Origin of the sequence: Bifidobacterium saguinibicoloris, assembly GCF_019331725.1 — a bacterium.
In the GTDB taxonomy this organism is placed as follows: domain Bacteria; phylum Actinomycetota; class Actinomycetes; order Actinomycetales; family Bifidobacteriaceae; genus Bifidobacterium; species Bifidobacterium saguinibicoloris.
This window is the reverse complement of sequence record NZ_JAHBBF010000003.1, coordinates 126268-153079: the sequence shown is the minus strand read 5'-3', so window position 1 is coordinate 153079 and position 26812 is coordinate 126268. Positions and strand designations below refer to the sequence as shown.

The 26812-nt window shown below is 67.3% G+C and carries 23 protein-coding genes; 9 read left to right on the top strand and 14 right to left on the bottom strand.

Annotated elements, in window-relative coordinates; all coding sequences use genetic code 11:
- The first annotated feature begins 54 nt into the window (after window positions 1-54).
- Complete coding sequence (locus KIH78_RS03465; RefSeq protein ID WP_219131242.1) at window positions 55-753, top strand: single-stranded DNA-binding protein; 699 nt, start codon at window positions 55-57, stop codon at window positions 751-753.
- A gap of 123 nt (window positions 754-876) precedes the next feature.
- Here KIH78_RS03465 and KIH78_RS03460 read toward each other — a convergent pair whose 3' ends face one another.
- Together KIH78_RS03460 and KIH78_RS03455 are read right to left on the bottom strand one after the other, a co-directional pair.
- Window positions 877-3111, bottom strand: coding sequence for a M13 family metallopeptidase (locus KIH78_RS03460; protein ID WP_219131241.1), 2235 nt, complete (start codon window positions 3109-3111; stop codon window positions 877-879).
- Between the two features lie 488 nt (window positions 3112-3599).
- Window positions 3600-4391, bottom strand: a complete 792-nt coding sequence (locus KIH78_RS03455; protein WP_219131239.1) for a hypothetical protein — start codon at window positions 4389-4391, stop codon at window positions 3600-3602.
- Window positions 4392-4575: 184 nt separating this feature from the next.
- On the opposite strand from KIH78_RS03455, the gene KIH78_RS03450 reads away from it, so the two are divergent.
- Window positions 4576-5286, top strand: a complete 711-nt coding sequence (locus tag KIH78_RS03450; RefSeq protein WP_219131238.1) for a hypothetical protein — start codon at window positions 4576-4578, stop codon at window positions 5284-5286.
- Complete coding sequence (locus KIH78_RS03445) at window positions 5286-5672, top strand: Sec23/Sec24 zinc finger-containing protein (protein WP_219131236.1); 387 nt, start codon at window positions 5286-5288, stop codon at window positions 5670-5672. The genes KIH78_RS03450 and KIH78_RS03445 overlap by 1 nt, the downstream gene beginning before the upstream one ends.
- A gap of 21 nt (window positions 5673-5693) precedes the next feature.
- On the opposite strand, the gene KIH78_RS03440 is transcribed toward KIH78_RS03445, so the two are convergent.
- Both KIH78_RS03440 and KIH78_RS03435 read right to left on the bottom strand, forming a co-directional pair.
- On the bottom strand, window positions 5694-6053 hold the full coding sequence (locus tag KIH78_RS03440; RefSeq protein WP_214311443.1) for a hypothetical protein: 360 nt from the start codon (window positions 6051-6053) through the stop codon (window positions 5694-5696).
- A 56-nt stretch (window positions 6054-6109) separates the two neighbouring features.
- Entirely contained in the window at window positions 6110-6916 is an 807-nt protein-coding gene (locus KIH78_RS03435) for a 3'-5' exonuclease (protein WP_219131235.1), read from the bottom strand.
- Window positions 6917-7186: 270 nt separating this feature from the next.
- Between KIH78_RS03435 and KIH78_RS03430 the strand changes: the two genes are divergently transcribed.
- On the top strand, window positions 7187-9493 hold the full coding sequence (locus KIH78_RS03430) for a GTP-binding protein (protein ID WP_236034392.1): 2307 nt from the start codon (window positions 7187-7189) through the stop codon (window positions 9491-9493).
- 48 nt (window positions 9494-9541) lie between these two features.
- Here KIH78_RS03430 and KIH78_RS03425 read toward each other — a convergent pair whose 3' ends face one another.
- Window positions 9542-10198, bottom strand: coding sequence for an alpha/beta hydrolase (locus KIH78_RS03425; protein ID WP_219131232.1), 657 nt, complete (start codon window positions 10196-10198; stop codon window positions 9542-9544).
- 180 nt (window positions 10199-10378) lie between these two features.
- Here KIH78_RS03425 and KIH78_RS03420 point away from each other — a divergent pair, with 180 nt between their 5' ends.
- Entirely contained in the window at window positions 10379-11608 is a 1230-nt protein-coding gene (locus tag KIH78_RS03420) for a trans-sulfuration enzyme family protein (protein ID WP_214311434.1), read from the top strand.
- A 215-nt stretch (window positions 11609-11823) separates the two neighbouring features.
- Here KIH78_RS03420 and KIH78_RS03415 read toward each other — a convergent pair whose 3' ends face one another.
- The 6 genes from KIH78_RS03415 to KIH78_RS03390 all read right to left on the bottom strand — a co-directional run bounded on the left by KIH78_RS03415 (window position 11824) and on the right by KIH78_RS03390 (window position 19281).
- Window positions 11824-12630, bottom strand: a complete 807-nt coding sequence (locus tag KIH78_RS03415) for a nitroreductase family protein (protein ID WP_214311432.1) — start codon at window positions 12628-12630, stop codon at window positions 11824-11826.
- Between the two features lie 123 nt (window positions 12631-12753).
- Entirely contained in the window at window positions 12754-14247 is a 1494-nt protein-coding gene (locus tag KIH78_RS03410; RefSeq protein WP_219131231.1) for a lanthionine synthetase LanC family protein, read from the bottom strand.
- A 54-nt stretch (window positions 14248-14301) separates the two neighbouring features.
- Entirely contained in the window at window positions 14302-15591 is a 1290-nt protein-coding gene (locus KIH78_RS03405; RefSeq protein ID WP_219131229.1) for an acetyl-CoA hydrolase/transferase family protein, read from the bottom strand.
- A 107-nt stretch (window positions 15592-15698) separates the two neighbouring features.
- The gene (locus tag KIH78_RS10795; RefSeq protein ID WP_219131227.1) at window positions 15699-17402 is read right to left on the bottom strand and encodes a dipeptide ABC transporter ATP-binding protein; all 1704 of its coding nucleotides are present in this window, start codon (window positions 17400-17402) and stop codon (window positions 15699-15701) included.
- Window positions 17399-18316: an ABC transporter permease gene (locus tag KIH78_RS03395; RefSeq protein WP_219131226.1), complete on the bottom strand. Its 918-nt coding sequence runs from the start codon at window positions 18314-18316 to the stop codon at window positions 17399-17401. The genes KIH78_RS10795 and KIH78_RS03395 overlap by 4 nt, the downstream gene beginning before the upstream one ends.
- Window positions 18313-19281, bottom strand: coding sequence for an ABC transporter permease (locus KIH78_RS03390; RefSeq protein WP_214311416.1), 969 nt, complete (start codon window positions 19279-19281; stop codon window positions 18313-18315). Before KIH78_RS03390 ends, KIH78_RS03395 begins: the two co-directional genes overlap by 4 nt.
- A 389-nt stretch (window positions 19282-19670) precedes the next feature.
- Between KIH78_RS03390 and KIH78_RS03385 the strand changes: the two genes are divergently transcribed.
- On the top strand, window positions 19671-20963 hold the full coding sequence (locus KIH78_RS03385; RefSeq protein ID WP_219131225.1) for an O-acetylhomoserine aminocarboxypropyltransferase/cysteine synthase family protein: 1293 nt from the start codon (window positions 19671-19673) through the stop codon (window positions 20961-20963).
- A gap of 102 nt (window positions 20964-21065) precedes the next feature.
- On the opposite strand, the gene KIH78_RS03380 is transcribed toward KIH78_RS03385, so the two are convergent.
- Complete coding sequence (locus tag KIH78_RS03380; protein ID WP_219131223.1) at window positions 21066-21758, bottom strand: vitamin K epoxide reductase family protein; 693 nt, start codon at window positions 21756-21758, stop codon at window positions 21066-21068.
- A gap of 49 nt (window positions 21759-21807) precedes the next feature.
- The gene (gene dapF, locus KIH78_RS03375; protein WP_219131222.1) at window positions 21808-22698 is read right to left on the bottom strand and encodes a diaminopimelate epimerase; all 891 of its coding nucleotides are present in this window, start codon (window positions 22696-22698) and stop codon (window positions 21808-21810) included.
- A gap of 134 nt (window positions 22699-22832) precedes the next feature.
- On the opposite strand from dapF, the gene murI reads away from it, so the two are divergent.
- On the top strand, window positions 22833-23627 hold the full coding sequence (gene murI, locus KIH78_RS03370) for a glutamate racemase (protein WP_219131221.1): 795 nt from the start codon (window positions 22833-22835) through the stop codon (window positions 23625-23627).
- Window positions 23628-23803: 176 nt separating this feature from the next.
- Window positions 23804-24652: a patatin-like phospholipase family protein gene (locus KIH78_RS03365; protein ID WP_219131220.1), complete on the top strand. Its 849-nt coding sequence runs from the start codon at window positions 23804-23806 to the stop codon at window positions 24650-24652.
- A gap of 72 nt (window positions 24653-24724) precedes the next feature.
- On the opposite strand, the gene KIH78_RS03360 is transcribed toward KIH78_RS03365, so the two are convergent.
- On the bottom strand, window positions 24725-25711 hold the full coding sequence (locus tag KIH78_RS03360) for a D-2-hydroxyacid dehydrogenase (protein WP_219131219.1): 987 nt from the start codon (window positions 25709-25711) through the stop codon (window positions 24725-24727).
- A 170-nt stretch (window positions 25712-25881) separates the two neighbouring features.
- On the opposite strand from KIH78_RS03360, the gene KIH78_RS03355 reads away from it, so the two are divergent.
- Complete coding sequence (locus KIH78_RS03355) at window positions 25882-26799, top strand: SPFH domain-containing protein (protein WP_214311403.1); 918 nt, start codon at window positions 25882-25884, stop codon at window positions 26797-26799.
- The last annotated feature ends 13 nt before the right edge of the window (window positions 26800-26812 follow it).

Genomic DNA, 26812 nt, shown 5'->3' with positions numbered 1-26812 from the left:
CCTTCGGTCCAATCGTCGAACCGGCCGATCGGCCGCATACGGAAAGGACCGCACATGGGCATCCAACAAGGGCTGGTGACCGTCACCGGCAACCTCGGGGCCAACCCCACCTCGTTCTCCGGCAAGGACGGCACGCCGGCCTGCTCATTCAGGGTGGGCGTGACGCCGCGCTACTACGATTCGCGTTCCGGGCAATGGCGCGACCGGAACACCTCATGGATCAACGTGCGCGCCTACCGCACGCTGGCCATGAACATCATGGGCTCGCTCAACAAAGGAGACCCGGTCATCGTGACCGGCACGCTGCACAGCGACCGCTGGCAGAAGGACGGCGTGGACCGGGAGATGCCCGTCATCGAGGCGAACGCCGTCGGCCACGACCTGAGCCAGGGTGTCGCCAACTTCGGACGGCGCAGGCAGCCGAACATGGGACAGCCGAACATGGGGCAGCAGGCCAACACGCAAGGCAACATGCAGACCAACGTGCAGACGGCCGGCGGCTCCGGGGGTGCCGGCACAGTGCAGGCACCGGTCGTGCAGGCACCCGTCGTACCGCCGCAGCCGGCCGGCGTGCAGATTCCCGCCGCGCAACCGCAGCCGGCCGGACAGCCGGTCGACCTCGCCACCGGTGAGATCCGCGAGACCGGCGCGACGGCCGGTGGCGGTCCCTCCACCGCCGTGCAGACGGCATCGGCCGACGGAACACCCCTATCGGAGCCCGAGGACGGCTTCGAGCCGGGCGACTTCCAATAGGACGCGTGCGGGTGACGGATTCCGCGGCAACGGAAACGGGTGTGCCCGGACGGATGTGGGCATCCGTCCGGGCACACCCGGGATGGCCGCGGCGCGGCCCGTGCGGCGTGGTCCTACGGACCGCTACCAGATGCGCACGCGCGCTTCCGGCGCGAGGTACATCGGGTCGCCCGGCTTCACGTCGAACGCCTGGTAGAACAGGTCCACATTGCGCACGATGCCGTTCGTGCGGCATTCGGCGGGGGAGTGCGGGTCGATCTGCAGGTACTGCTCGGCCAGCTCGTCACGGTTCTTCGTGCGCCAGATCGATGCGTAGCTCAGGAAGAAGCGCTGCAGACCGGTGAAGCCGTCCAGCTCCGGGGCGGTCGCGAGCGACGCCTCGATGGCCTCGGCGGAGCCGTCCTCGGGACGGCCAGCGGCCTTGTCGAGTGCGAACGCGTACGCCTTGAGCGCGATGTTCACGCCGCCCAAGTCGCCGATGTTCTCGCCGATCGTCAGCGCGCCGTTGACGTGCGGGGCCTTGTCCGGCTCGTCCGCGTACTTCTCCTGAAGCTGCTTGGGCACGAACGCGTCGTACTGCTCGATGAGCGCCTTCGTGCGCGCCTCGAAGTTCGCCTTGTCGTCGGCCGTCCACCAGTCGTGGAGCCTGCCGTCGCCGTCGTACTGGGCGCCCTGGTCGTCGAAGCCGTGGCCGATCTCGTGACCGATCACCGCGCCGATGCCGCCGTAGTTGGCCGCGTCCTCCGCGTCCGGGTCGAAGAACGGAGGCTGCAGGATGGCCGCCGGGAACACGATGACGTTCATCGTCGGCTCGTAGTAGGCGTTCACCGTCTGCGGGTTCATCAGCCATTCGTCCTTGTCGACCGGCTTGCCGGCCTTGCCCAGCTCGTAGCCCATCACATACAGGGCCACGGCCTTCATGTTGTCGGCGAACACCGCGTCCTCGTGCACGTCCAGCGCCGCATAGTCGCGCCAGTGGTTCGTGTAGCCGATCTTCGGCGTGAACTTGGAGAGCTTCTCCAGCGCCTTCGCCTTGGTGTCCTCGCTCAGCCAGTCCGAGTTCGTGATGGACACGCGGTACGCGTCGATGAGGTTCGCGACCAGCTGCTCCATGCGCTTCTTCGAGCTTTCCGGGAAGTGGCGGCGCACGTACTCGCGGCCCACGTCCTCGCCGCACACGCCGTTGACCATGCCCACGCCGCGCTTCCAGCGGTCGCGCTGCTTCTTCTGGCCGGACAGCACCTTGCCGAAGAAATCGAAGTTCGTCCGGTCGAACTCATGCGACAGGTAGGAGGCGCCGCCGACGATCATGTGGACGCGCGCCCACAGCTTGAGGTCCTCCAGATCGGCCGCTTCCCAGAACGCGTCGAGACCGGTCAGGAAACTCGGCTCGTGCACGATCACGCGGCTGAAGACCGCGCGGAAGTCGAGCGGCTGCACGGCCGACGCGGGCTTGGCGTCGTAGCCGGCCTGGCAGGCGTCGATCCACGCGCCGATGTCGAAGTGCTTCAGCTCCTCGGACAGCTCGGCGAAGTCGGTGGGGTTGTAGGTCTTCACCGAGTCGCGCGTGGCCACGTTGTCCCAATGGTTCGCGGCGATGCGGGTCTCCACGTCGAGGAAGCGGCGGGCCATGTCGAGAGCCGCCTCGCTCGGAGTGGGGATCGGGGATTCGCCGGAATCCGCGGCATCCTCGTCGGAGGCGTCGCCGTGCGTCGGAATCTCGTCGTCGACGTTCGGATTGTCCTCGGCGGCGGGCGCGTAGCCGGCGTTCACCAGCTGGGTGGCGACCATGCGCACGTACGCCTCGCGCACCGGCGCGTAGTGGTCCTCACGGTAGTAGGCCTCGTCCGGCAGCAGCAGGCCGGCCTGCTCGATGTGCAGGATGTTGTGGTCCGGGTCGCCCGGGTCGCCGTAGACGGCGATGCCGAGGATGTCGGAGCCGCCCTCGGCGTTGAGCCTGCCGAGCGCGCGGGTCATGCCCGCCTTGTCCGTCACGGCGTCGATGATGTCGAGCGCCGGTCTGATCGGGCTGATGCCGGCCTTCTCGATCGCTTCGGTGTTGAGGAACGAACGGTACAGGGCTCGCGATTTCGCGGCCGGACGGCCTTCGCCGTGCTCCGGGGCGTCGCCGGATTCGTCCTCGTCCTCGAGGATGTCGCGGATCTGGTTCTCCGCGTCCTCGGCGAGCTTGTCGAACGAACCGTAGCGGGAACGGTCGTCGGGCAGACGGTACGTGTCGATCCACGGGCCGTTCACGTAGCGGAACAGGTCCTCGGAGGGCTTGATGACGCCGGAGAACGACGCCGGATCGATGCCGGCCTTCAACGCCGGCGTGGTGGTTGCTGATGTTGCACTCATACCGCCCAGCCTAGTCCCCGCGGCGGGCATCCGGTTGATGTATGGGGATGGTTGGATGTGCGGGTAGCAGGATGGAGGGCGATGGATTGATGGCGGGACGGGGTTGGGGGAGTCGTTTCCGTGCCAATCCCGTCGTATCCCTGCCATCTTTGGCGCGCTTCCGACGCGCATGGCCGGTCGGCGTCGGTTCCATGCCAGCCGTGGCACGCATGCGATGCTGAGGGGCCTCGTAGCATCGCCTCCGTGCCATCCTTGGCGCGCTTCCGACGCTGGGGAGTTTCGTAGCGTCGCCTCCCTGCCATCCGTGGCACGCATGCGACGTTTCCGTCCCGTTGGCGCCGGTTCCATGTAAGCCGTGGAACGCTCCCGACGCGGATGGCGCGCTCCCTACGCGTATGGCATGTTTCCGACGCCGGTGTCCGGATGCCGGTGCTGCATCATCGGAGAACGTTATGTGCCGGAGGACACGCGAATGGGCGCTCCACCTGTCAGGTTGCTCCGACATCAGGTGAGGGGGAGGTGTCATGCCCGTTCATATGTTCCATGAAGGCCTGCCACTCGTCCATTTTTTCCGTCAATCCCGTATCGGCATACATGTCGCGTGTTTTCTGCCGTACGTCTTGTCCTTGGCGTTCCGCGTCGAGCGCATTCTGGTAGAGTTCGTCGATGGGGTGCTCGAGGGCGTCAAGGATACCTTCGAATGATGCGATGACTTTGTGTCGGGATGCCTCGAGAAAGATGTCAAACATATCGAAATCAGTGTCGGGCATGAGATTCGTAAGGTCTGCGGCGAGGTGGTGCAGTTCCGCGTTCTGTTGCGGAATGAACAATCCTTGGGGGAGCATAAGCGTCATGACACGTATCAGCTTCATACTGTTGATGTGCCAAGCCAGCTGTGCCGCGAACCTGCTGATGGTGTGTCGCTGTTCCAGGAATTCGCTGAGTGCCTCCCGGACGTTCTCGTCCGCAGATATGTTGTGGCGGTGGAGATTGCCGATGGCCTTTGTGGAGAGTCCTGTATATGCGGCGGCTTTGTCTTCAGCCGGGGTGGTGCCGTCGTCCTCTCCGGTCAGGTAGGCCACGCTGACGCCGAAGGTGTCGGACAGCATGAGCAGGTAGTCGTAGCGGGGGAATGCGGTGTCGCCGTCATGTTCCCCGAGATGGATCCAGCGATATAGGGTGCTTGCGCTGATGCGTTCGCCATAACGGTCGAACAGGATGTTCCGCAGACGCTTCTGCGTGATGCCGGTGCTGCCGTCGTCATTGTGGTAGTCGGCCATGCATGAGGCAAGACGTTCCCGAAAGTCACGTTGGCGTTGCGCTTGAAGATGACGGAATCGTTCATTTATGGATGAATTATCGGATAATAAATGCGACATGCTCTAATTCTACTCATTGATAGAGGGTCTCAGGGTTCGTATGCTGACACTCGTCACGCTATTTCGAACGTCTGAGGAGATGATCATGAAACAGCAGATTTGGAATTCGGCGGCGTTGCAGTTCGGAATCGGTACCGTGGGAGTACTTGCAGGAAGCCTGTTGATGTGGTGGTCATCTTCCATCGGCAAACATGGGACGGACGACGGTGCGGTCCCATCGGCGGCGAGAAGCGATATCTCATCCCCGTCGTCGGATATGGCTGAGCGGGCGGCGGTGGATGCAGTGTCCGGACGCGACATGTGTGAAGACATCGCAACCGAGAAAAGCGGAGACCGGCTGCCTCTCATGCGGACCATGCTGATTCGTTGCAGAAACTACCGGCATGAGGCGAACATCGTCATGGAGACGATGTCAGAGGTATACCGGTTGGATGAACTCGCCCGAGAGGAAATCGACGACGTACGGCGGTCGTTGCTTCGATCCCAGGAGGCGACCTTGATTAGGCAGACCATGGAATCGGCTGTCCGCTGCACTCTCGATTATCATCTGGCGGAAGTGGATGGACAGGAGGATCTGCACGAGCTCATCGAATGCGCCGCGCCGTTCATCGGAGACGGTCTTGCCGTCGAGATGCATAAGACGAGGTCGTTATGCAATTATGCGATTCATCGTAAGGAGCTGTTCAACGAGAGGGAGCGGTTCTTCCATGCGGTGAAAATCCCAGGCAAGATGCTGCATCTCATCGAGCGCTGCGCCGACGGGGATTCGACGATGCCTTTCGCCGGAGGTGATTGATGATGACGAGGATGTCCGCGCGGATTCTCGGGGAGAAGATGGGGTTGACGGCTCGCGAGGTCAATGTGCTGCTCAAGGACCGGGGCTTTCTGGAAGGAGAGCCCGGCGCATACCGCATCACCGACGAGGGATCCGAACATGGGGAGACCGTGTTCCGGAGCAATGGGTATGGCGGGTCCGCGGCGCGCTCGTGGGAGTACGACATCTGGGACGAGGACGTGATGTATGAGATCAGCGACCTTCAGTGGCCGGACATCGCATGGTGGTGTGACGGCTGCGGGGCATATCTCAACGACCAATCCGGATTCACCGATCGGAACGGTCACTGGCAGTGCGCGATGTGCGGATACGACGACCCCATCGATGAATCGCGGATACGCCGATGACGGCTCACGCCGTCCCGAAGGTCACGCGTCGCCGAGAGGCCTGACCACGAGCGCCTGGCCCAATTGCGCGCACAGCGCATTGCAGATGGCGTTCACATGGTCGTCGTTCTTGCCCCACACGTCCACGAGACCGACCTCGAGCACCGAGGTGATGGTCACCCACGTCCGTCCGTCGGGCCCTTGGGTGACCTGCGCGGTCACCCTTTCACCCCACGAGGTGAGACCGACGCCCTTGCTGAACATCACCATCCACGATTCCGGGTGGGGCATGGCGGGTCCCAGCCCGTCCACACCCGGCCCGATGCGCGTGAGCGCGTTGTAGACGTCGATGGGACGTTGCGGGAACGATACGGTCGTCGTCCTTCCAGCTCCCCAACCCATGGGAACCTCCTTGGTTCGTGGCCCTCGGCTCCACCCGGCGGCCGGGACGGCACCGATCAGTACAGCACGATCTGCCGGTGGAGGATGGCCTTGTTGCCCTTGGCGGGCGTCGCCTTCCAGTCTACGCCGCGGAATCCGCTGTGTCCGGCGTGACGGTCCGCGTACTTGTGCATCCATTCGAAGCACTGCTGCGTTTGGATGGCGTCGCTCAGCGCGCGATGCTCCTCGTTGTCCGCGATGCCGAACCGTTGGATGAGGTCGAGCAGACGGTGGCGGCGCTGTTCGGGGAACATGGCGCGGCTGATCTGCATGGTGTCGTAGTCCAGACAGGAGAACGGCTCGCCGAGCACCTGACGGCAGTTGTAGTCGATGAAGCTCAGGTCGAACTTGATGTTGTGTCCGATGAGCGGTTCGATTGCGGCGATGCCGCCGGCGGCCTCTCCGTCCGCCGCGTTCTCCACCCCGTTCCCCGCAGCGTCCGCCGCGTCCTCCGCCGCGTCCGCGCCCTGCGCGAGCCACGCGGTGAACTCCGGCAGCACCTGGTCGATGGGGTCGAGCCCGGAGACCATGTCATCGGTGATGCCGGTGAGCTTGACCACCTGCGCCGGAATCGGCTTCAACGGGTTCACCAGACGCTGGAACCGGTCCACGATGCGCCGGTCGCGCACGCGCACCGCGCCGATCTCCGTGATCGCGCAGCTGTTCGGATAGAAGCCGGTGGTCTCCAGGTCGAGCGCCACGTAGTCGGACGGGAACCCCTCCACGCGGGGCGCGCGGGCGGCCTCCGCGGGTTCCGCGGCCTCAGCGGTGACGTCCTCGGAATCCGGCTGCCGGCCGAACGTGGTGATGCCGGAAACGGTCATGGTGTGCTCCTGTCCCTCAAGTGCGGTGATGGGCGTGGATGCCGTGCCCCTGCGACGGCGGCACGAAACGCCCACCCCATAGTAGACGGACATGCGGAGACGGGCGGACATGCGGGGACGGGCGGACATGCGGAGACGGGCGGACATGCGGAGACGGGCGGACATGCGGGGACCTGTCCGGGCCGCACGGCGGGGCGCCCGCTTCGCCCTCCGCGCCCGCGCCGTCCTATATTGGTGGGATATGCGTTCGGAACGACGGAAGGACGGATGATGACGCGGATCGTGGCGGGAATCGTGGCGCACGTGGACGCCGGCAAGACCACGCTGTCCGAGGCGCTGCTGTACCGCACCGGTGAGATCCGCAGGCTCGGCCGCGTGGACCACGGCGACGCCTTCCTCGACACCGACGCCCTCGAGAAGGCGCGAGGCATCACCATCTCCGCGCATCAGGCGCTCGTCGAATACGGCGACCTCGGCCTCACCCTGCTCGACACGCCCGGCCACGTCGACTTCGCGGCGGAGACCGAGCGTGTGCTGCGCGTGCTCGACTACGCGATCCTCGTGGTCTCCGGCACGGACGGCGTCCAGGGCCACACCGAGACGCTGTGGCGTCTGCTCGACCGCTACCATGTGCCCACGTTCGTCTTCGTCAACAAGTGCGACGCGCCCGGCTTCGACCGCGACGCCGTGCTCGCCCAGCTGCGCCGGCGTCTGTCCGACGCGGTCCAGTCGCTGCCTGCGATGGGGGAGGCGTCCGACGACGCGACGCCCGTGCCGTTCGGCGACGAGGTGGAGGACGTCGCCGCGTTGGACGAGCGGGCGATGGACGAGTATTTCGACGCCGGTTCGCTTACGTTGGGCCGCGTGCGCGCGATGGTCGCCGCACGCGCGCTGTTCCCCGTGTTCTTCGGTTCCGCGTTGAAGCTCGACGGCGTCGGCGAGTTCCTCGACGGGTTCGCCGCGTACGCGCGCGAACCCGTCTGGCCGGCGGGGTTCGGCGCCCGCGTGTTCAAGGTCTCGCACGACGACAAGCACAACCGGCTCACCTGGCTGCGGGTGACCGGCGGCACGCTCAAGGCCAAGTCGCTGGTGCGTACGGGCGTAGGCGCCGGAGGCGACGCCGACGCGGATGTTCCGTCCGACGCGCCTGTGGACGCCGACGCCGGCGGATACACCGAGAAGATCGACCAGGTGCGTGTCTACAACGGCGCGCGGTTCGACATCGCCACCGAACTGCCCGCCGGCGCGGTGTGCGCCGTGACCGGCCTCGAACACACGTTCCCCGGCGAAGGGCTGGGATGCGAACCCGACGCCGCATCGCCCTCCATGCAGCCGGTCCTCACCTACACCGTGCTGCCCGCCGGTGCGGCCGGTGCGGCCGGAACGGACGGCGCCGGCGGCGACGTCCCGTCCCCGGCCACGACGTCCCGGTTCGACGACCTCACCCTGCACAAGGTCCTCACCGCCCTGCGCGAGCTCGAGGACGAGGACCCGCTGCTGCACGTGAACTGGGTGGAACGCGTGCAGGAGATCCACGTGCAGCTCATGGGCGCGATTCAGCTCGAAATCATCCAGCAGACCCTGCATGAACGGTTCGGATTGGACGTGTCGTTCGGCACGGGATCGATCCTCTACCGCGAGACCATCACGAAGCCCATCGAAGGCGTCGGACACTTCGAACCGCTGCGGCACTACGCCGAGGCGCACATCCTCATCGAACCGGGGGAGCCGGGCAGCGGCGTGAAGGTCGCGTCGGCCCTCACGACGAACGAGCTCGACCGCAACTGGCAGCGGCTCATCCTCACGCATCTGACCGAGCGCGAGCATCTCGGCGTGCTCACCGGCTCGCCGCTCACCGACGTCGTGATGACGCTCGTCGCCGCACGCGCGCACCTGAAGCACACCGAAGGCGGCGACTTCCGTCAGGCGACGTACCGGGCGATCCGGCAGGGGCTGATGGAGGCGCGTTCCGGCGTCGTCGGACACGCCGTCGTCGGACGGGACACGCAGCGTCCCGCGTACGCAATCGACGATGACGACGCCGACGACGCGACGGCGTCGTCGGCGAAGTCGGAGAAGACGGACAAGGACGCGACGGGCGGGACCGCCGCGTCGGACGACGCCCGCGCCGAAGCCGTCACGGCGATGGCGAAGGCCGTCGCCGCCGACCCGGGCCATTGCGTGGTGCTGGAGCCGTGGTACCGGTTCCGTCTCGAAGTGCCGGACGACATGCTGGGACGCGCGATGGCCGACGTCCAACGCATGTCCGGCACGTTCAGCCCGTCCTCGCAGGACGGCGGATACGCGCTCATCGAAGGCGAGGCGCCGGTCTCCGAGATGCGCGACTACGCGATGGACGTCAACGCGTACACGCACGGACGCGGCCGGCTCGCCCTCACGTTCGGCGGTTACCGGCCGTGCCACGATCAGACGCGCGTCATCGAGGAGGCCCGGTACGATCCGGAGGCCGACCTGGACCACACGCCCGATTCCGTGTTCTGCGCGCACGGCGCCGGATACCCGGTGAAATGGTACAAGGTGCCCGAATTCATGCACGTGCCATACGCCACGGCGTGAGAACGCGACGCGCGCCGCACGCGCCTGACGCGGCGGCGTCGGACGGCGTCACCAGATCCGCGGACGGACCAGACCGTTCGACTCGAGGAAACGCTGCACGTCGCGCAGTTCGTCCATGTTGATGGAATGCGCCATGCCCGGGTAGATGTGCTCGCTCAACGTGCCGTGCGCGCGCCAGAACGCGCCCATCGCCGCCACGTCCGCGGACGGGAAGATGTCGTCGGCGGCGCCGTGGCCGTAGAAGACCGGCGGCTGCGAGGCCTCGAGCGCCTTGTCGCCGTCCATCACGCCCGGCGCGAGCCAGCCGGAGAAGCTCACGGCCGCCGCATAGCGGGCCGGATCGAAGCGCAGCATGTGCGCCGCCAGCAGACCGCCTTGCGAGAAGCCCATCGTGACCACCGGACGCGCGGCCGGGACGTTCGCCTTCACCCACGCGTCGATGGCCGCGGACGCGTCGTACGCCTGACGGGTCAGCGACTCGCCCTCCGGCACACCCTCATGCGCCCAATCGCCGAACCACGTGTAGCCCATGCCGTACGCGATCGGAGCCCTGAGGCTCGCGTAGTCGGCCGAACCGGCGCCGCAGTAACGCAGCAGGTCGGGCAGGTCGTATTCGTTGGAACCCCAGCCGTGCAGCAGCACGAACACCGGGTCGGCGGAGGAATCGGAACCGTTCAGACGTGTCAAAGCCTTGGTGATTGTCATAGGACTTGTCATGATTCCCAGTGTAGGCGGGCGCCGGGCCGGCTGCGGTGTGCATAACACCCCATAAGCAACCCGTATAACGACACCCCGTTTCATGCGGGACGCGTGCGTTATCGTCGATACCAGCCGCGCGGGGAAGGGCTCCGCGCAACGCCACGCGAACACGATAGGGGGTGCGCAATGACCAGGTTCAACACTCAGCTCGTGCACGGCCTGCCGGTGGGCGACAACGCCACCGGCGCCGTGAACCCGCCGATCTACAACTCAACGACATATGCCTTCGAAGGGGTCGGGTCCATGCCCCGCTACGACTACGCGCGCAGCGGCAACCCCACCCGCGAGTTCCTCGAGCGCCAGATCGCGCAGCTCGAGCACGGCACCCGCGGCTTCGCGTTCGCCTCCGGCCTCGCCGCCATCCACGCCACGCTGAGCATCTTCAAGCCGGGCGACCGCATCGTCGTCGGCAAGAACATCTACGGCGGCACCTATTCGCTGTTCCACGAGTACTTCGGCGAGCGCGGCCTCGTCTTCGACTCGGTCGACACGCACGACTTCCAGGCGCTGACGGCGGCCGTCGCCGGCGACCCTGCGAACGACGTGCCCGCGGCGAAGGCCGTCTACTTCGAGGTGCTCACGAACCCGCTGCTCGACGTGAACGACGTGCGCGGCATCGCGAACGTCGCCCACCGTTACGGGGCGCTCGCCATCGTGGACAACACGTTCGTCACCCCGTACCTGCAGCGTCCACTGGATCTCGGCGCCGACATCGTCATCCACTCCGCCACCAAGTACCTGGCCGGCCACTCCGACGTGAACGCCGGACTCGTGGTGAGTCTCGGCGAGGAGGTCGGCAACAAGCTGTACTTCGCGCAGAACCGCTTCGGCGGCGTGCTCGCGCCTCTGGAATGCGACGCGGTGCGCCGCGGCATCCAGACGCTCGCCCTGCGCATGGACCGCCAGCAGGCCAACGCGAAGGCCATCGCGCAGTATCTGCTCGCCCATCCGCTCGTCAAGACCGTGAACTACCCGGGTCTGCCCGGGCGCGAGGCCGAGCTGCGTGAGAAAGGTCTCAAGGGTGCGGGCGGCGTGCTGAGCTTCGAGGTCGTGCCCGGCGTGGACCCGGCCGACGTGCTCGACAACCTGCACGTGTTCCGTCTGGCCGTCTCGCTGGGCGCGGTGGAGAGCCTCGCGGAGCTGCCGTGTCGCATGACGCATTTCGAACTGCCGCGTGAGGAGCGGCTCAAGGTGGGCATCACCGACGAGCTCGTGCGTCTCGCCGTCGGCATCGAGGACGCCGCCGACCTCATCGAGGATCTGGGGCAGGCGTTCGACATCGCCTACTCAAGGTATCTGGAACGTCACGCGGGAGCCGACGTGTTCGCGCAGCTCGCGTCCGGCGTGTTCGCCTGACGGGAGCGACGGAGGGGCTCGGAAAGGGGAAAGTCGTTGCGGCCGGTTCGGGGGATCCGGCCGCGACGACTTTTTCGCGTGTTCTCCGATGTGCTTCCTCCGACGTTCCGTGGGATGCGGCCTGTCCGCCGCATCACAAGGCCCCGGCATGCGTCCGCATGCCGGGGCCGAATCGTGTCGTCCATGCCGCGGCGCGTCCGCGCCGGCGGAGGCCGTCACTCGGTGAAGCCCTGCTCCCTGATCTGTTCGAACAGCTTCACGTCCGTGGTGCGTGTGGCGAGGCCGGCCACATAGTCGGTGAATCCGGTCAGTGGATTGTCCGGGTTGCGGCGCTCGTAGTAGTCGTGTACGTCCTTGTCGAAGTCCGCGAGCGCGCCCACGAGGTCCGGCGTGTCCCCGTCGGACGGGTAGACGTCGTCGAAGTATTGGAATGCGATCGGCGGGCGCGGCTTGAGCTCCGGCACCTTGACCGGCTTGCCGATGGCCAGGCCCAGCACGGGGAACACGTGCTTCGGCAGGTGCAGGGCCTCGACGAGCTGCGGGACGCCGCGGCTGATGGCGCCGAGGATCACCGCGCCGAGGCCCAATGATTCCGCCGCGGTCTCGGTGGCGTGCACGGCGAGCACCGCGTCGTCGTACGCCTGCAGGAACAGGTGCGTGGAGGACAGGACGCCGCCGGCCGTATCGACGCCCTTCTCCTCGGCGATGCGCAGGTTGCGGTGCTGGTCCGCCAGGAAGATGTACAGCAGGGGAGCGCGGGCGATGCGTGCATGCCCGCAGATCGAGGCGACGAGTTCGCGCAGTTTCGGATCCTTGACGCGGATCACGGACCACGAGCTCAGCGATTCGCTGGTGGCGGTCTGCCGGGCCGCCTGTTCGATGGCGTCGATGGTCTCCTGGTCGATGGGTTCCTCGGCGAACTTGCGGATGGTGCGCCGGCTTTCCAGGATGCCGAGCGTGGCGTTCCGGGCCGGATCGGCGCCGGCGCTTTCGGGCGGGAACGGGATGGCGGATGCTGTCATGGTGACCTCCTTGTCGATGGCCTGGAACGGCCGTATGCGTGGTGCAAGCCGTTGCTGCCGATTGTAGGCGTCATGGCCGGTCGGCGGCGGACGGCTCGCGGTCCGCCGCCGACCGGCGCACGGTCACAGCGTGCCGGGGAACGGGTCCTCCACGCCGTGCGGCCAGTCGAGCGTGCCGGTCTCCACGCCGTACAACTGGAGGAGCGCGGCGGCCACGCCGGCGGTGCCGTCGCTGTAGCCGATACGCGTGCCGATGTTCTCCGGGTGCAGGCGCTCCCACGCCACGGGCCAGTCGGAGGAGCCGTCCTCGTGGCGGTACTCCCAGCCGAGCAGCACGGCCGCGGCGCGTTCGGCCAGCGCCTTCCAGCGCGCGCGGTGCCCGTTCACGTCCGCCGCGTACAGGTCGACGAACAGTTGGAGCAGGCCGGCCGTGCCGCAGCACTGGTTCGGCGTGTTCCACAGGCCCTTGGACATGTGTTCCGGGGCGCCCCAGGATTCGAGCCCGTCGACCATGTCCTCGATGACCTTGAGATACCGTTCCTCGCCGGTCTTCTCGTACAGCTTGTAGTAGAACGAGCTCGTGCCGGCCGGCCCGTGGCAGTGGCCCAGATAGTAGAACGGCTTGCGTGTGCCCAGCAGGTAGGGCAGCAGCGCGCCCTTCTCCTGCGGGACGAACTGCGTGGCGAGGTAGCGTTCGCATGCCTTCGCCGCCTCGAGGTAGCGTTCGTCGCCGAGCACGTCGTTGAGGAGCAGCAGCAGGTATCCGGCTCCCGCGGTGCCGTAGGAGAAGTTCAATGGCTCGTAGGGCATGATGCCTTTGAAGCCGTCGTATTTGAGCCCCTGCGGCCCCGGCATGCCGTCCGCGAGCGCCGGCCCGGGCACGGGCTCGCCCTGGGCGAGGAACCATGCGGCCCCTTCGGCGATGAGGTCGCGCACCCAGTCCTCGGGGACGCTTTCGTACAGGCGGATGAGGTACAGGAGGATGCCGCCATCGAACGAGAGCGCCGTGTTGCCGGTCCAGTGCGCGCCCGCGCCGTCATGCACGGCGGTGTCGCGGTAGTATTCGCCCACGGCCCGCGCGGCGTCGGCGAATTCCTGTACGCGGTAGTGTTCCGCGAGGTACAGGAGGATGGCGCCCGCGCCGCCGACGCCGGAGCCGTAGCCCTCCTCGTAGGAGGGGAAGTTCGAGGTGTCGTGCGTGAGCGTGAGTGTGCGTTTGTCGATGATGTCGCGCCAGTGCAGCGCCAGATAGTGGCCTGCCTTGATGGCGATGCGGTCGTATTCGCCCTGCGAGGTGATTCGCGCGAGTTGGCTGTAGAGGAAGGCGAGGCCCGCGACGCCGGCGTACAGGGTCAGGCTCGGGTTGTCGCCTGGCGTGTCCGGCGACCAGTGGATGCCGTCGGCGTCCTCCACCTGGCGCGTGGCGATGAACCGTTCGGCGCGCAGCGCGGCCTCGAGATAGTCCTTCGGCGACGTGGCCTCGCGCGTGGGATACGCCTTGCCTCGCGCGAATTCGTAGCGCGGGTCCGCGTATTCGCCCGGCAGGGTGGCCGTGCTTTCGGCGGGGTTCGCCGCGGCCGTCCGTTCGGCCTTCGGCGTGGTGGTCGTTGCTGTCATGTGTTCCCCTTCATGAGATGGATGTCATGAGATGGATGGCCGGCGGTCGCGGGCTCACCAGAGCTTGTATTCCTCGGCCTGTGCGGCGAGTTCGTCACGGAAATCGGGGTGGGCGATGGCGATGAGCTCGCGCACGCGGTCCGCCACGGACTTGCCCTTGAGCTTGGCGATGCCGTATTCGGTGACGACGTAGTCGATTTCGTTGCGGCCCACCGTCACGATGGAGCCCGGCGTGAGGATCGACTTGATCTTCGAGACGGTGCCGTGCTTCGCCGTGGATTTGATGGCGATGATCGACTTGCCGCCGCGCGAGTGGTTCGCGCCGATGGCGAAGTCGGCGGCGCCGCCGGAGCCGGAGTACTGCAGCGTGCCGATGCTCTCCGAGCAGACCTGCCCGGTGAGGTCCACCTCGATGGCGGAGTTCACGGAGATCATGTTGTCGTTCTTGGCGATGATGTGCGGGTCGTTGGTGAAACTGCCGGGCATGATCCACACGGCCGGGTTCTCGTCCACGAATTCGAACAGCTCCTGCGTGCCCACCACGGACGTGGCCACGATCTTGCGCGGCAGGAACGTCTTGCGCCTGCCGGTGATGACCCCGTCCTTGGCGAGCTGGGCGATGGCGGTGGTGACCACCTCGGTGTGCACGCCCAGGTCGTTCTTGTCGCCGAGGAAATGCGCGGCGGTGTCCGGGATCTTGCCGACGCCCAGCTGGATGGTGTCGCCGTCGTGGATGAGCGAGGCCACGTTGCGTCCGATGGAGATGTCCGCCTCGTCCGGCGTCTGCTCGGGGATCATGTCCACCGGGGTGGTGTCTTCGGTGATGAAGTCGACCTCGGAGATGTGGATCTCCGTGTAGCCGAGCGTGCGCGGCAGTGTGGGGTTGACCTCGACGACCACCTTGTCCGCGTGGGCCATGGCCTCGCGTTCGAAGCCGCCGGCCACCAGATGGAAGTAGCCGTGCTCGTCCATCGCGGAGACGAGTGCCACGTACAGGTCGATGTGTTCGGCCTTCTCGTCGCGCCCGTAGCCGTTGTGCACGTTTGCGGGCACGAAGTCGGTGATCTTCGCGTCGTGGATCCTGATGCTCGGGAAGTCGGTGAACGTGGTGCGCGCCTGGATGTGGCCCTTGTACCGGTCGGTCTCGAGGAACGGGTAGGAGTGGGCGAACTGGCAGTGCAGGAGCGTCACGTCCTTCACGTCGTCGCCGATGGTGTGCAGCTTGCGCAGGAACCCCGGCGGCTCCTTGATGCCGGTGTACAGCACGTTGTGGTCCTTGATGGTGCGCAGCACCTCTTCGACGGCGACGTGTTTGTGGGCGTATTCGGCTTCGTATGAGGTCATGGTCGGGGTTTTCCTTGGGTCGGTGTCCGGTGTCCGGAACGGGTTTCGGTTGGTTTCCTGCCGGTTTCGGCCGGGGATGCGATGGATGGCCCGCGGGCCGTGGGGCGTCAGTGGATGCCGGGGATGGAGTCGACGAGGCGGCGTGTGTACGCGTGCTTCGGGTCGCCGAGCACTTCGGCCACCGTGCCCTGCTCCACCAGGTTGCCTTTCTCGATGACGGCGACATGGTCGGCGATCTGCGCCACCACCGCCAGATCGTGCGAGACGATGATGTAGGTCAGTCCCAGCTCCCGCTGCAGTTCGTCCAGCAGGTCGAGGATCTGCGCCTGCACGGTCACGTCCAGCGCGGACACCGGCTCGTCGAGCACGATGATGCGCGGCCGGATGGCCAGCGCGCGTGCGATGGCGACGCGCTGGCATTGGCCTCCGGACAGTTCGCCGGCCCGCGCCTTGAGCACGGACTGGGGGAGCGCCACGCGTTCGATGAGTTCGGCGGCGCGCGCGTCGCGCGTCGCCCGGTTGCCGATGCGGAACGCCTTGAGCGGCTCCTCGATGGCGTCGCGGATGCTCATGCGCGGGTCGATAGAGTCGAACGGGTTCTGCTGGACGAGCTGGATGTTGCGGCGCGCTTCGCGCAGGCGGCGTCCCCTGAGCGCGGAGACGTCCTGTCCTTCGACGAGGATCGTGCCGCTCGTCGGCTGCTCCAGCGCGAGCAGCATGCGCAGCAGCGTGGTCTTGCCGGAGCCGGATTCGCCCACGATGGCGAGCGTCCTGCCCGCTTCGGCCTTGAGGCTCACGTGGTTGGAGGCGGCGAACTCGCGTTCGGGGGCGTCCACCTTGAACAGTTTCGTCACGTCGCGCCATTCCACGGTGCCCAGGGTTCCGTCGGCTTCGGCCTGCGCCTCGTCGACGATGCGGTCCACGTCCTCGCCGAGGTCGCGTTCCGTCTCCTCGTCCACGTGGAACGCGGGGGCGGATTCGAGCAGGCGGACGGTGTACGGGTCCCGCGGGTGTTCGAGCACGCGGGCGGTGGGGCCCTGTTCGACGATGACGCCGTGGTTCATCACGATGACCGTGTCGGTGCGGTCCGCGGCCACGGCCAGGTCGTGCGTGATCATGAGCAGCGTGATGCCGCGCTCCCCGACGAGCCTGTCGAGCAGGTCGAGCACCTTCTTCTGCACGGTGACGTCGAGGGCGCTGGTGGGCTCGTCCGCCACGATGACGTCCGGGTCCGAGGCGAGCGCCGCGGCGATGAGCACGCGCTGCTTGAGCCCGCCGGACAGTTCGTGCGGATACTGGCCGGCGCGCAGCTTCGGATCGTCGAAGCCCACTTCGGACAGCAGCTTCAGTGTGCGCTCGCGAGCCTCCGCCTTCGTCAGGTCCTGATGCGCGCGGATCACCTCGTCGATCTGCGCGCCGATCTTCATCGTCGGGTCGAGGCTGGTCTGCGGGTCCTGCGGGACGAACGCCACCACCTTGCCGCGCAGGGACCGGCGCTCGTCCTCGTCCGCGGCGAACAGGTCGTGGCCGAGGACCTCGGCCTTGCCGGACGTGCGCGCGCTGGACGGCAGGATGCCGAGCAGCGCGTCGGCGATGGTGGATTTGCCGGAGCCGGATTCGCCGACGATGGCGGCGGTCCGCCCCCGCGCCACGGTGAAGGACGCGTCCTTCACGGCATGCACCTCGCGCCGGTTGGTCACGTAGGTGATGGTGAGATGCTCGATGGCGATGGCGGGGACGTCGTCGGCGGGGGAGGCCTGCGGGGACGTGGCTTCGAGGACGGCGGTGGCGGGGACGGTATTGGCGGTCACTGGTTCACCGCCTTCTTGGCCGCGTTCGCCAGCACGGTGACGGACAGGACCGTCGCCACGACCACGAGACCGGGGATGAGCGGCACCCACGGGCTGGTGAGCAGGTAGTTCTTGCCGTCGTTGATGAGTGTGCCCCATTCGGCGGCCGGCGGCTTGGCGCCGAAGCCGAGGAAGCTCAGCGTGGCCACGGCCATGATGACGCGGCCGAAGTCGAGCAGGGCCAGCACGACCACCGGGCCCAGCGAGTTGGGCAGGATGTGGGTGAGCACGATGCGCAGCGGGGAGCATCCGCACACGCGGGCCGCGTCCACGTAGGAGCGCTCCTTGACGGTGAGCACCTGGGAGCGGGTGGTGCGGGCGAACGCCGGAATCATGCCGATGCCGATGGCGATGGCCACGGGGATGGTGCCGAAGCCGATGGCGGTGACGATGGTGATGGCGAGCATGAGGCCCGGGATGGCGAGCAGCACGTCCACGAGGCGCATGACCGCCGCGTCCACGGCACGGCCGGCGTATCCGGCCACGATGCCGATGGCGAGACCGCCCAGCGCGGCGATCGCCAGGGACAGCAGGCTCGCGGAGATGGTGGCGCGGCCGCCGTAGACCACGCGCGCGAACATGTCGCGTCCCAGCTGGTCGGTGCCGAACCAGTGCGCGGCGCCCGGCGCGAGCAGCTTGTCCGCGGGGACGGTCCGGGTCGGGTCCACCGGGGTGACCAGCTGCGGCAGCAGCGCGGAGACGATGACCAGCGCGGCGACGACCCCGGCCAGGAAGGTGGCGGGATGGCGCAGCGGGTAGGAGAGCGTCGAACGCAGGCGCTCGGACAGGGTGATCCCCGCGGCGGGACGGAGGACGGAGACGACGGCGCCGTTCACGGCGGCACGCTCCACGGGGGCGACGGACAGTTCACTCATGATGCGATCCTTTGCGACGAGTATCCGATGCGCGGGTCGAGCAGCGGATAGATGAGGTCCACGACGAGGTTGACGACGACGAATGCGGCGGCGGCGAGCACCACGGTGCCGAGCACCACGGGAATGTCCTGCGTGGAGACGGACTGTTGGATGAGGGAGCCCAGCCCCTGCCGGGAGAACACGGTCTCGGCCACGATGGCGCCGGTGACGGTGTCGCCGACGATGAGGCCCAGGATGGTGAGCACCGGCAGCGACGCGTTCTTGACGGCATGGCGGATGATGATGCGGCTGCGGCCCAGACCGTGGGCCACCGCCACCTTGACGAACGGCTCGTCGAGCACCTCGTCGAACCCGCTCATGAGCAGACGGCTCAGCAGCGCGGTGGTGGGGATGGACATGGTGACGGTCGGCAGGATGAGCGACTGCCAGCCCTGATTGCCCATCGAGGGCAGCCATCCGAGCCAGAAGCAGAACACCTGCATGAGCAGCAGGCCCACCCAGAAATGCGGCACGGAGACGCCGAACGTGGGCAGCGCATCGAGGACGGAGCGGATGACCCTGTTGTTGGTGAACGCGGCGGCGAACGCCAGCAGGAACGAGACGACGAGCGCCAGGGCGATGGCCAGCAGGCTGATGAGCAGCGTGCTTGAGACGCGCGAGGCGATGAGCTGCGCCACCGGCTGGTCCAGCTGGTAGGAGATGCCGAAGTCGCCGTGCAGTGCCCCGACGAGCATCGACGCGTACTGCTGGAGGGGGTTGTCGCTCAGCCCGTACGTGCGCTTGAGCACGGCAATCTGGTCGGCGCTGAGCGTGGAGAGGTCGGCGCCCTTCGCCTGCGCGATCATCATCAGCGGGTTGGCGGGCAGCAGTTCGAGGATGACGTAGGCCACGGTGTAGGCGGCCCACAGCACCAGGACGGCCTGACCGAGCCGGCCCAGGATGTAGCGGATCCGATATGCCCTCATGCGCATGTTCCTTTCAGATGGTCCGGCCTCCCACTGTCCCCAGCCCGACCGGAAGCCGGGGAGGCGATGTCCCGAAACGACGTGACGGACGGACCCCGGCGAATACGCTCCGAATGTACGGCAGCGCGGAATCGGCGTGCAACCGTGCCTTTATACCCGTTGGTTATAGGGTGTTCTAAAACGCCGGCGCCGCAATCGTCGGCGCGGCCGGCGCGTACGCGGATTCCTCCCGCGCCGCGCCGGGATGTCCAAAACCCTATAGCCGCCCCTTATAGGCTCGCCCCGGAAAAAGCGATACCGCGCCGCCGGTTCGCGCGGCCGCGGTTTGCTATGTTCGGGTCAGTATGCAGAGCCGCCCGTGCCGTCACGGCGGGGAAGGAATGGGACCGATGCCGAAATTCGCCACACAGGCCATCCATGCGGGATACGATCCCGCCGACCACGACCATGCGGCCGTGCCGCCCGTCTACGCCTCGGCGGCGTTCGACCTGGGCGACGCGCTGCGCGGTGACGCGTTGGCCGCCGGCGACCTCGACGGTTTCGAATACTCGCGCGTGGCCAACCCCACCGTGGACGCGCTGGAGCGGCGTCTCGCCGCGTTGGAGGGCGGCATCGGCGCGGTGGCCGTCGGATCGGGCATGGCCGCCGTCACTTACGCGCTCATGTGCGCCGGCGAGGGCGGCGGGCGCATCATCGCCCCCTACGACCTGTACGGCGCGAGCGTGGACGCGCTCGGCGATTTCCTGCCCCAGTTCGGCATCCACGCGGACTTCGTCGACGACATCAACGACCTCGACGAGGTCGCCTCCAAGATCGGCCCGGACACGCGCGCCGTCTTCGCGGAGACCGTGGCCAACCCGTCCACGGCGGTGCTCGACATCGAACCGCTGGCCGAGCTCGCCCACGCGCACGGCGTCGCCCTCATCGTCGACAACACGGTGCCCACACCCTACCTGCTGCGGCCCATCGAACACGGGGCGGACGTGGTCGTCCACTCCACCACGAAGGGCATCACCGGACACGGCAACGCCATCGGCGGCGCCATCATCTCCGGCGGCACGTTCGACTGGGCCAACGGACGTTTCCCCCAGTTCACCGCGCGCCAGCAGGTCATCAGCGACGACCGCGCGGGCGTATGGCACAGCTTCGCGGAGAAATTCGGGACGGCCGCGTTCATCAAGCGCATCCGCATCAAATACCTGCGCACGTTCGGCGCCGTGGCCAGCCCGTTCAACGCGTATCTCTCGCTCGTCGGCCTCGAGACGCTGCCGCAGCGGGTCTCGCGGCAGGTCGAGACCGCCACGCGCATCGCCGCGCACCTCACGCGCACGCCGCACGTGGTGAAGGTCAACTACTCCGGGCTCGGCAACACCCCGCAGTTCGAGCTCGTCCGCCGCTACTTCCCGAACGGCGTGGGACAGATCCTCTCGTTCCTCGTGGACGGCAGCGCCGACAACGTGCGCCGCATCATCGACGGCACGAAGCTGTTCTCCTACGTGCCGAACATCGGAGACGCCCGCTCGCTCATCGTGGACCCGGCGCACATCACCCACCGCGAGGTGCCCGCCGAGGCGCGCATCGCCGCCGGCGTCACCGACAACCTCATCCGCCTGTCCATCGGGCTCGAGGACGCGGGCGACCTCATCGCCGACCTCGACCAGGCCATCGCCGGCGCCTACTGACGCCGGCCGCGGACGGGACGGCCTCCGCAGCCGCACGTATACGAAGGGGCGCGTCGGAACCTGTGTTCCGACGCGCCCCCTGTCGTGTGTGCCCGAGACGTGTCACGCGAGCAGCGCGGCACCGTCCTTGACGACGATGAGCGCGACGATCGCGAGGATCCACACCACGTCCACCATGAGGTCGTAGTTGAGACGGTAGTACGTGTCGAGTCCGCGCGGGGAGTCCCCGGAGCCGCCGGGCAGCCGCTGCACCACCGCGGTGGCATGGCTGAGCGCCATGAACTGGATGGTGGTGGAGAACATGAGCGCCAGGCACCACGGGCACAGCGCGTTGATGACGAACAGGGACTGCGAGGTCAGCCAATACGAGTACAGGAGCGCCGCCAGGCCGCCGAACCACGTGCAGGCGGCGAACCAGCGCGGCACCTTGACGCGCGCGAGCCCGATCACCGCGATCGTGACGAACACCGATTCCGCGGCGATGCCGAAGAACGCGTTCGGATAGCTCAACCCGCCGAGCCTCACGATCTCCGACTGCCAAGACTGCGCCACCGTCGAACAGGACAGCACCGCGTTCACGTCGCAGCCGAGCTGCCGGTCCGGATGCCGTGCCAGCTGCAGCGTCTCCGCGCTCAGCACGAACGAGACGAGCAGCGCCACGGCGGAGGCGAGCAGCATGACCAGATACGTCCACGTGGCGCCGTGACGCCACCCCTCGGGGCGCAGGACGGGTGCGTCCGTCGTCTCCTTCTCCGCCTCGCCATCCGCGCCGGTCTTCCCGATGTTCTTCCCCATATGTCGTTCCCTTCCTGAAAAACCCGATTCCCGGACCATGTCCGCGTCGTCAGAGCAGCGTGACGTCGCCGACGAGCGTGGCCGATCCGGTGAGCGTCACGTCCGTGCCGGTCACGTCGACGCGCAGCGTGCCGCCGCGCACGGTGATCAGCCAATGGTCGACGCCCGTCTTCGCGCGCAGCGTGACCGCCGTGGCGCACAGGCCGGTGCCGCAGGAGAGCGTCTCCCCGCAGCCGCGCTCGTTGACGCGCATCGTCGCCTCGCCCACGCCGGTCGCCTCATCGATCTCGTCGACGCGTACGAACTCGACGTTCTGGTCGCTTTCGATGACCGGGGCGACCACCGGCTTGACGACCAGGTCGAGGTCCTCGACGACCGGCAGCGTGGAGAACGCGTCCTCCACCAGGGCCACCACGTGCGGGTTGCCCATGTCGACGAACGTGCCGCGCGCCGCGCCGGGCGTGCCGGGAATCGTCACCTCGTACCCGTCGACGTCGCCGATCCGCCACGCGCCCATCTCCACGCGGAACACATCGCGTCCCAGACCCTCCACGTCGCCCAGAGCGGTGAGCGTCTTGACGCCGGCGCGAGTGCCCAGACGGAACACGTCGCCGGAGAACAGGCCGCGGCGCTGCGCGAACAGCGTGATGGCGCGCGTGCCGTTGCCACACATCTCCGCGAGCGAGCCGTCCGCGTTGCGGTAGTCCATGAACCAGTCGGCGTCGTGCGCGGCGCAATCGGCCACCTGCTCCGGCGTCAGGTCGGACACGTCGGCCGGATGCGCCAGACGGATCAGGCCGTCGCCGCCCACGCCGAAATGACGGTCCGTGAGGAACCGCACCTCCTCGGCGGTCGGTTCGAACGTTCCTTCCGGATCGGCGTAGACGACGAAATCGTTGCCGGTGGCGTGCGCCTTGGTGACTTGCTGCGGGATGCTCATGGCGTTCAGCTTACTCACCGCGTGCGGGTTTGGCACGGCCGTCTCAGGTGAGTAGGCTGTCGGATGAATGACGTTGGACGTGGGATGGCGTCGCGCGGCGTGCGCCCGCGACGCCGGGCGCAAGGAGGATGCGTATGGCTTCGACGGCTCCGATCGGCGTGTTCGATTCGGGTTTGGGCGGCATTTCGGTGGTCCGGCAGCTCAGGCGGGACATGCCCCATGAGCGCGTGCTCTACTACGGCGACTCCGCCAACGCGCCGTACGGCGTGAAGACCCCGGAGCAGGTGCGCGAGCTCAGCTTCGCCATCGTCGAACGCTTCATGCGTCAGGGCGTCAAGGCCGTGGTCATCGCCTGCAACACGGCCACGTCCGCCTCCGTGAACGAGCTGCGCGACACGTACGACATCCCGATCATCGGCATGGAGCCGGCGCTCAAGGTGGCGTGCGACCGCGGCGACGTGCCGTCCGACCCGCACCACATCCCGCAGCGCGTCATCGTGGCCGCCACGCCGCTGACGCTGCGCGAGCGCAAGTTCGCGAAGCTTATGAAGCGTTTCGACTCCGACAACGAGATCTTCAAGGAGCCGTGCCCCGGGCTCGTGGACATCGTCGAATCCGGCCGGCTCGGCGACCATGACCTGGTGATGCGCACGCTGTACGGCTACTTCGACCAGTACGACCTCGACCGCATCGACTCGGTGGTGCTCGGCTGCACCCACTTCGTCTTCTACCGCGACTACTTCCGCGAGCTGCTGCCCGAACGCGCCGCCGTCATCGACGGCAACGAGGGCACCGTGCGCCACCTGGGCGTCGTGCTCGAATCGCTGGGACGGCTTGCGCCGGAGGACGCGGCCGGAAGCGTCGAACTCGACAACTCCGACCCGTCCGAGCGCATCGCAAGCCTGTCGCGCCAGCTGCTCGACGCGTGAACCGTCCCGCGGCCGACGGCCGGAAGGCCGGAAGGCCCGGTTATGCGACGGATGCAACGGAAACGTCCGGTTCACGTCGCATTGTCCCGCCGCGGGGCGTAGGCTCGCCGTATCGTTTCGGCGGACCGCGTCGTTCCGGCGTACGGGACGTGCGGACGGATGCAAGGGGGATCGCAATGGGATACAGGACCGCGATGATCGACGTGGGCGGCGGCTTCCGCGCCATCTTCGGCTGCGGCGTGATGGACTACATGCTCGAGGAGGGCATCGACGTCGACATGTGCTACGGCGTCTCCGCGGGCGCCGCGAACATGACTTCGTTCATCGCGCGCCAGCACGGCCGCAACCACACGTTCTACACGAAGTTCGCGTTCCGCAAGGAGTACGCGAGCGCGGAGAGCTTCTTCAGAAACCACAACTTCGCGAACCTCGACTACATCTACGGCACGTTGAGCAATCACGACGGCGAGTATCCGGTGGACTTCGAGGCGTTCGAGGCGAACCCCACCGGATTCACGGTCATCGCCTGCAACGCGGAGGACGGGTCGACGAAGTACTTCGACAAGTCGCGCATCCGCTACGACGACTTCGACGCGGTGAAGGCGTCGTCCGCCGTGCCGGTGGCGTGCGAGCCGTACGTGGTGGACGGCGTGCCGTACTACGACGGCGGCATCGCCGATCCGGTGCCTGTGCAGAAGGCGCTGGACGACGGCTACGACAAGGTGATCCTGATCCTGTCGCGTCTGCGCGACGAGGTGCGCCAGCAGAGGAAGGACCTTGCGCCGGCGAGGATCCTGGAGCGCACGTATCCGGCGGCCGCCGAACGGCTCCGCATGCGCTACAGGACGTACAACGAGGAGATCGAGCTGGCGAAGCGCTATGAGGAGGAGGGGCGCGTGCTCATCCTCGCGCCCGAAGACCTGTATGGACTCAACACGTTGAAGAAGAGCTTCGAGGGTCTGGAGATGATGTACCGCAAGGGGTATGCGGCCGCGGCCGCCATCCCCGCGTTCCTCGAGGGGTGAGCGAGGGGTGAACGGTCCGGCGCGTCCGGTCCGGCGGACCGGACGCACGTGCGTATGCGGGCCGTGGGCGGTTCAGCGCCGTACGTTCATGAGTGGTTCGCCGGCCGCGTAGCGTCGCACGTTCTCCAGGGCGATGGCGATGATGCGCCGTTCGGTGGCCTCCAGATGGTTGCCGCCCGCCACATGCGGGGTGATGAGGCAGTGCGGTTCGTCCCATAGCGGGCTGGACGCCGGCAGCGGCTCCGGTTCGGTCACGTCGAGCCCCGCGCCGTGCAGCTGGTCCTCGGCGAGCGCCGCCGCCAGGGCGAGCGGGTCGACGGCGTTGCCACGTCCCGCGTTGAGCAGCACGCACGTGGATTTGAGCAGGTGGAGACGCTTCGCGTCGATGAGATGGTCGGTCTGCGGTGAGGCGGGCACGGCGAGCGCCACCACGTCGGCTTCCGGCAGGAGCGCGTCGAGCTCATCGAAGCCGTGCATCTCATCGATGCCGTCCGCCGGCTTCGTGCGGTCGCGGCGCACGCCCACCGTATGCGCGCCGACGGCCTTGCACAGTGTGGCGAAATGCGCGCCGATGTCGCCGGTGCCGATGACGAGCACGGTGGCGCCGGCCGGGGTGAGCGCGCGGCCCAGGTCGTGCCAGCGGCGTTCGTCCTGCTGGCGCGCGTAGGCGGGGATGTTGCGCATGAGCGCCCACATCATCGCGAACAGGTGTTCGCCGACGGTCTGCCCGTAGGCGCCGGTCGCGTTGGTCACGGTGACGCCTTCGGCGAGGACGCCGGGGGCGACGTATCTGTCGACGCCGGCGCTCCACGTCTGCAGCCATTCCAGCCGCGGATATCCGGAGCAGTCCTCCGGCGGGATGTTGCCGACCACCGCCGTGGCCGCGCCCCTGAGGTCCGCGGGCACGCGGGCCTTCCAGACCATGGTGCCGCGCTCCATCGGGTTGCCGGCGAACTCCTGGCGCACGCCGGGGGCGGCCGCGCGGAACGCCGCGCGTTCCTCGTCGGTGAGGGGGAGACAGTTGACGATGAGACGTTCGGATGCCTGTGCTTCGTTCATGGCTTCGTTCATGACGCCCAGTGTAGGCCCGCATGGCTCCGGGCGGGAGGGGCGCGCACGGATGTCGGATGAAGTTCACCTTCGGTATCGGGCGGTTCCCGCCGCGCGCTGATAAGCTGGGACCAGCAGCCGGGTCGACGGAGGTCCGGCGTGATCGAAGGGATCTGATCATGGGAGCGGTATTGGGAACGTTGATGGGGCTGGTGCTCCCCATCGTGGTGGTCGTCATCGTGCTGCTGTGCACGTCCGTCTACATCGTGCCGCAGCAGCAGGCGTACATCATCGAACGTTTCGGCAAGTTCCAGTCGGTGCAGTTCGCCGGCATCCACATGCGCATCCCGTTCGTCGACCGCATCGCGATGAAGACGAACATGCGTGTCAACCAGCTCAACGTGCAGCTGGAGACCAAGACGCTCGACAACGTCTTCGTCACCGTCGTGGCGTCCACCCAGTTCCGCGTCAACGCGCAGAACGTGGCCACCGCCTACTACGAGCTGCGCGATCCGGCCGGCCAGCTGCGCTCCTACATGGAGGACGCGCTGCGCAGCGCCATCCCCGCCCTGACGCTCGACGACGCGTTCGCCCGCAAGGACGACGTGGCGTTCGACGTGCAGAAGACCGTCGGCGCCGAGATGAGCCGCTTCGGCTTCACCGTCGTCAAGACGCTCATCACCGCCATCGACCCCTCGCCGCAGGTGAAGAATGCGATGGACTCCATCAACGCCGCCCAGCGCGAGAAGGAGGCCACGCGCCAGCGCGCCGAGGCCCAGCGCATCCAGATCGAGACGCAGGCCGCCGCCGAGGCCGAGAAGACCCGCCTCCAGGGCGAGGGCCAGGCGAACTACCGCCGCGAGATCGCCAACGGCATCGTCGACCAGATCAAGAGCCTGCAGGCCGTGGGCATGAACATCAACGACGTGAACAACGTGGTGCTGTTCAACCAGTACCTCGACGTGATGCGCTCGCTGTCCGAATCGAACAACGCGAAGACCGTGGTGCTGCCCGCCTCCACGCCCGGCGGCTACCAGGACCTCTACGAGCAGGTCACCAAGGCCATGCTCACCGCCTCCGAGACGCAGGGCCGCTGAGCCGCGTCGCGGG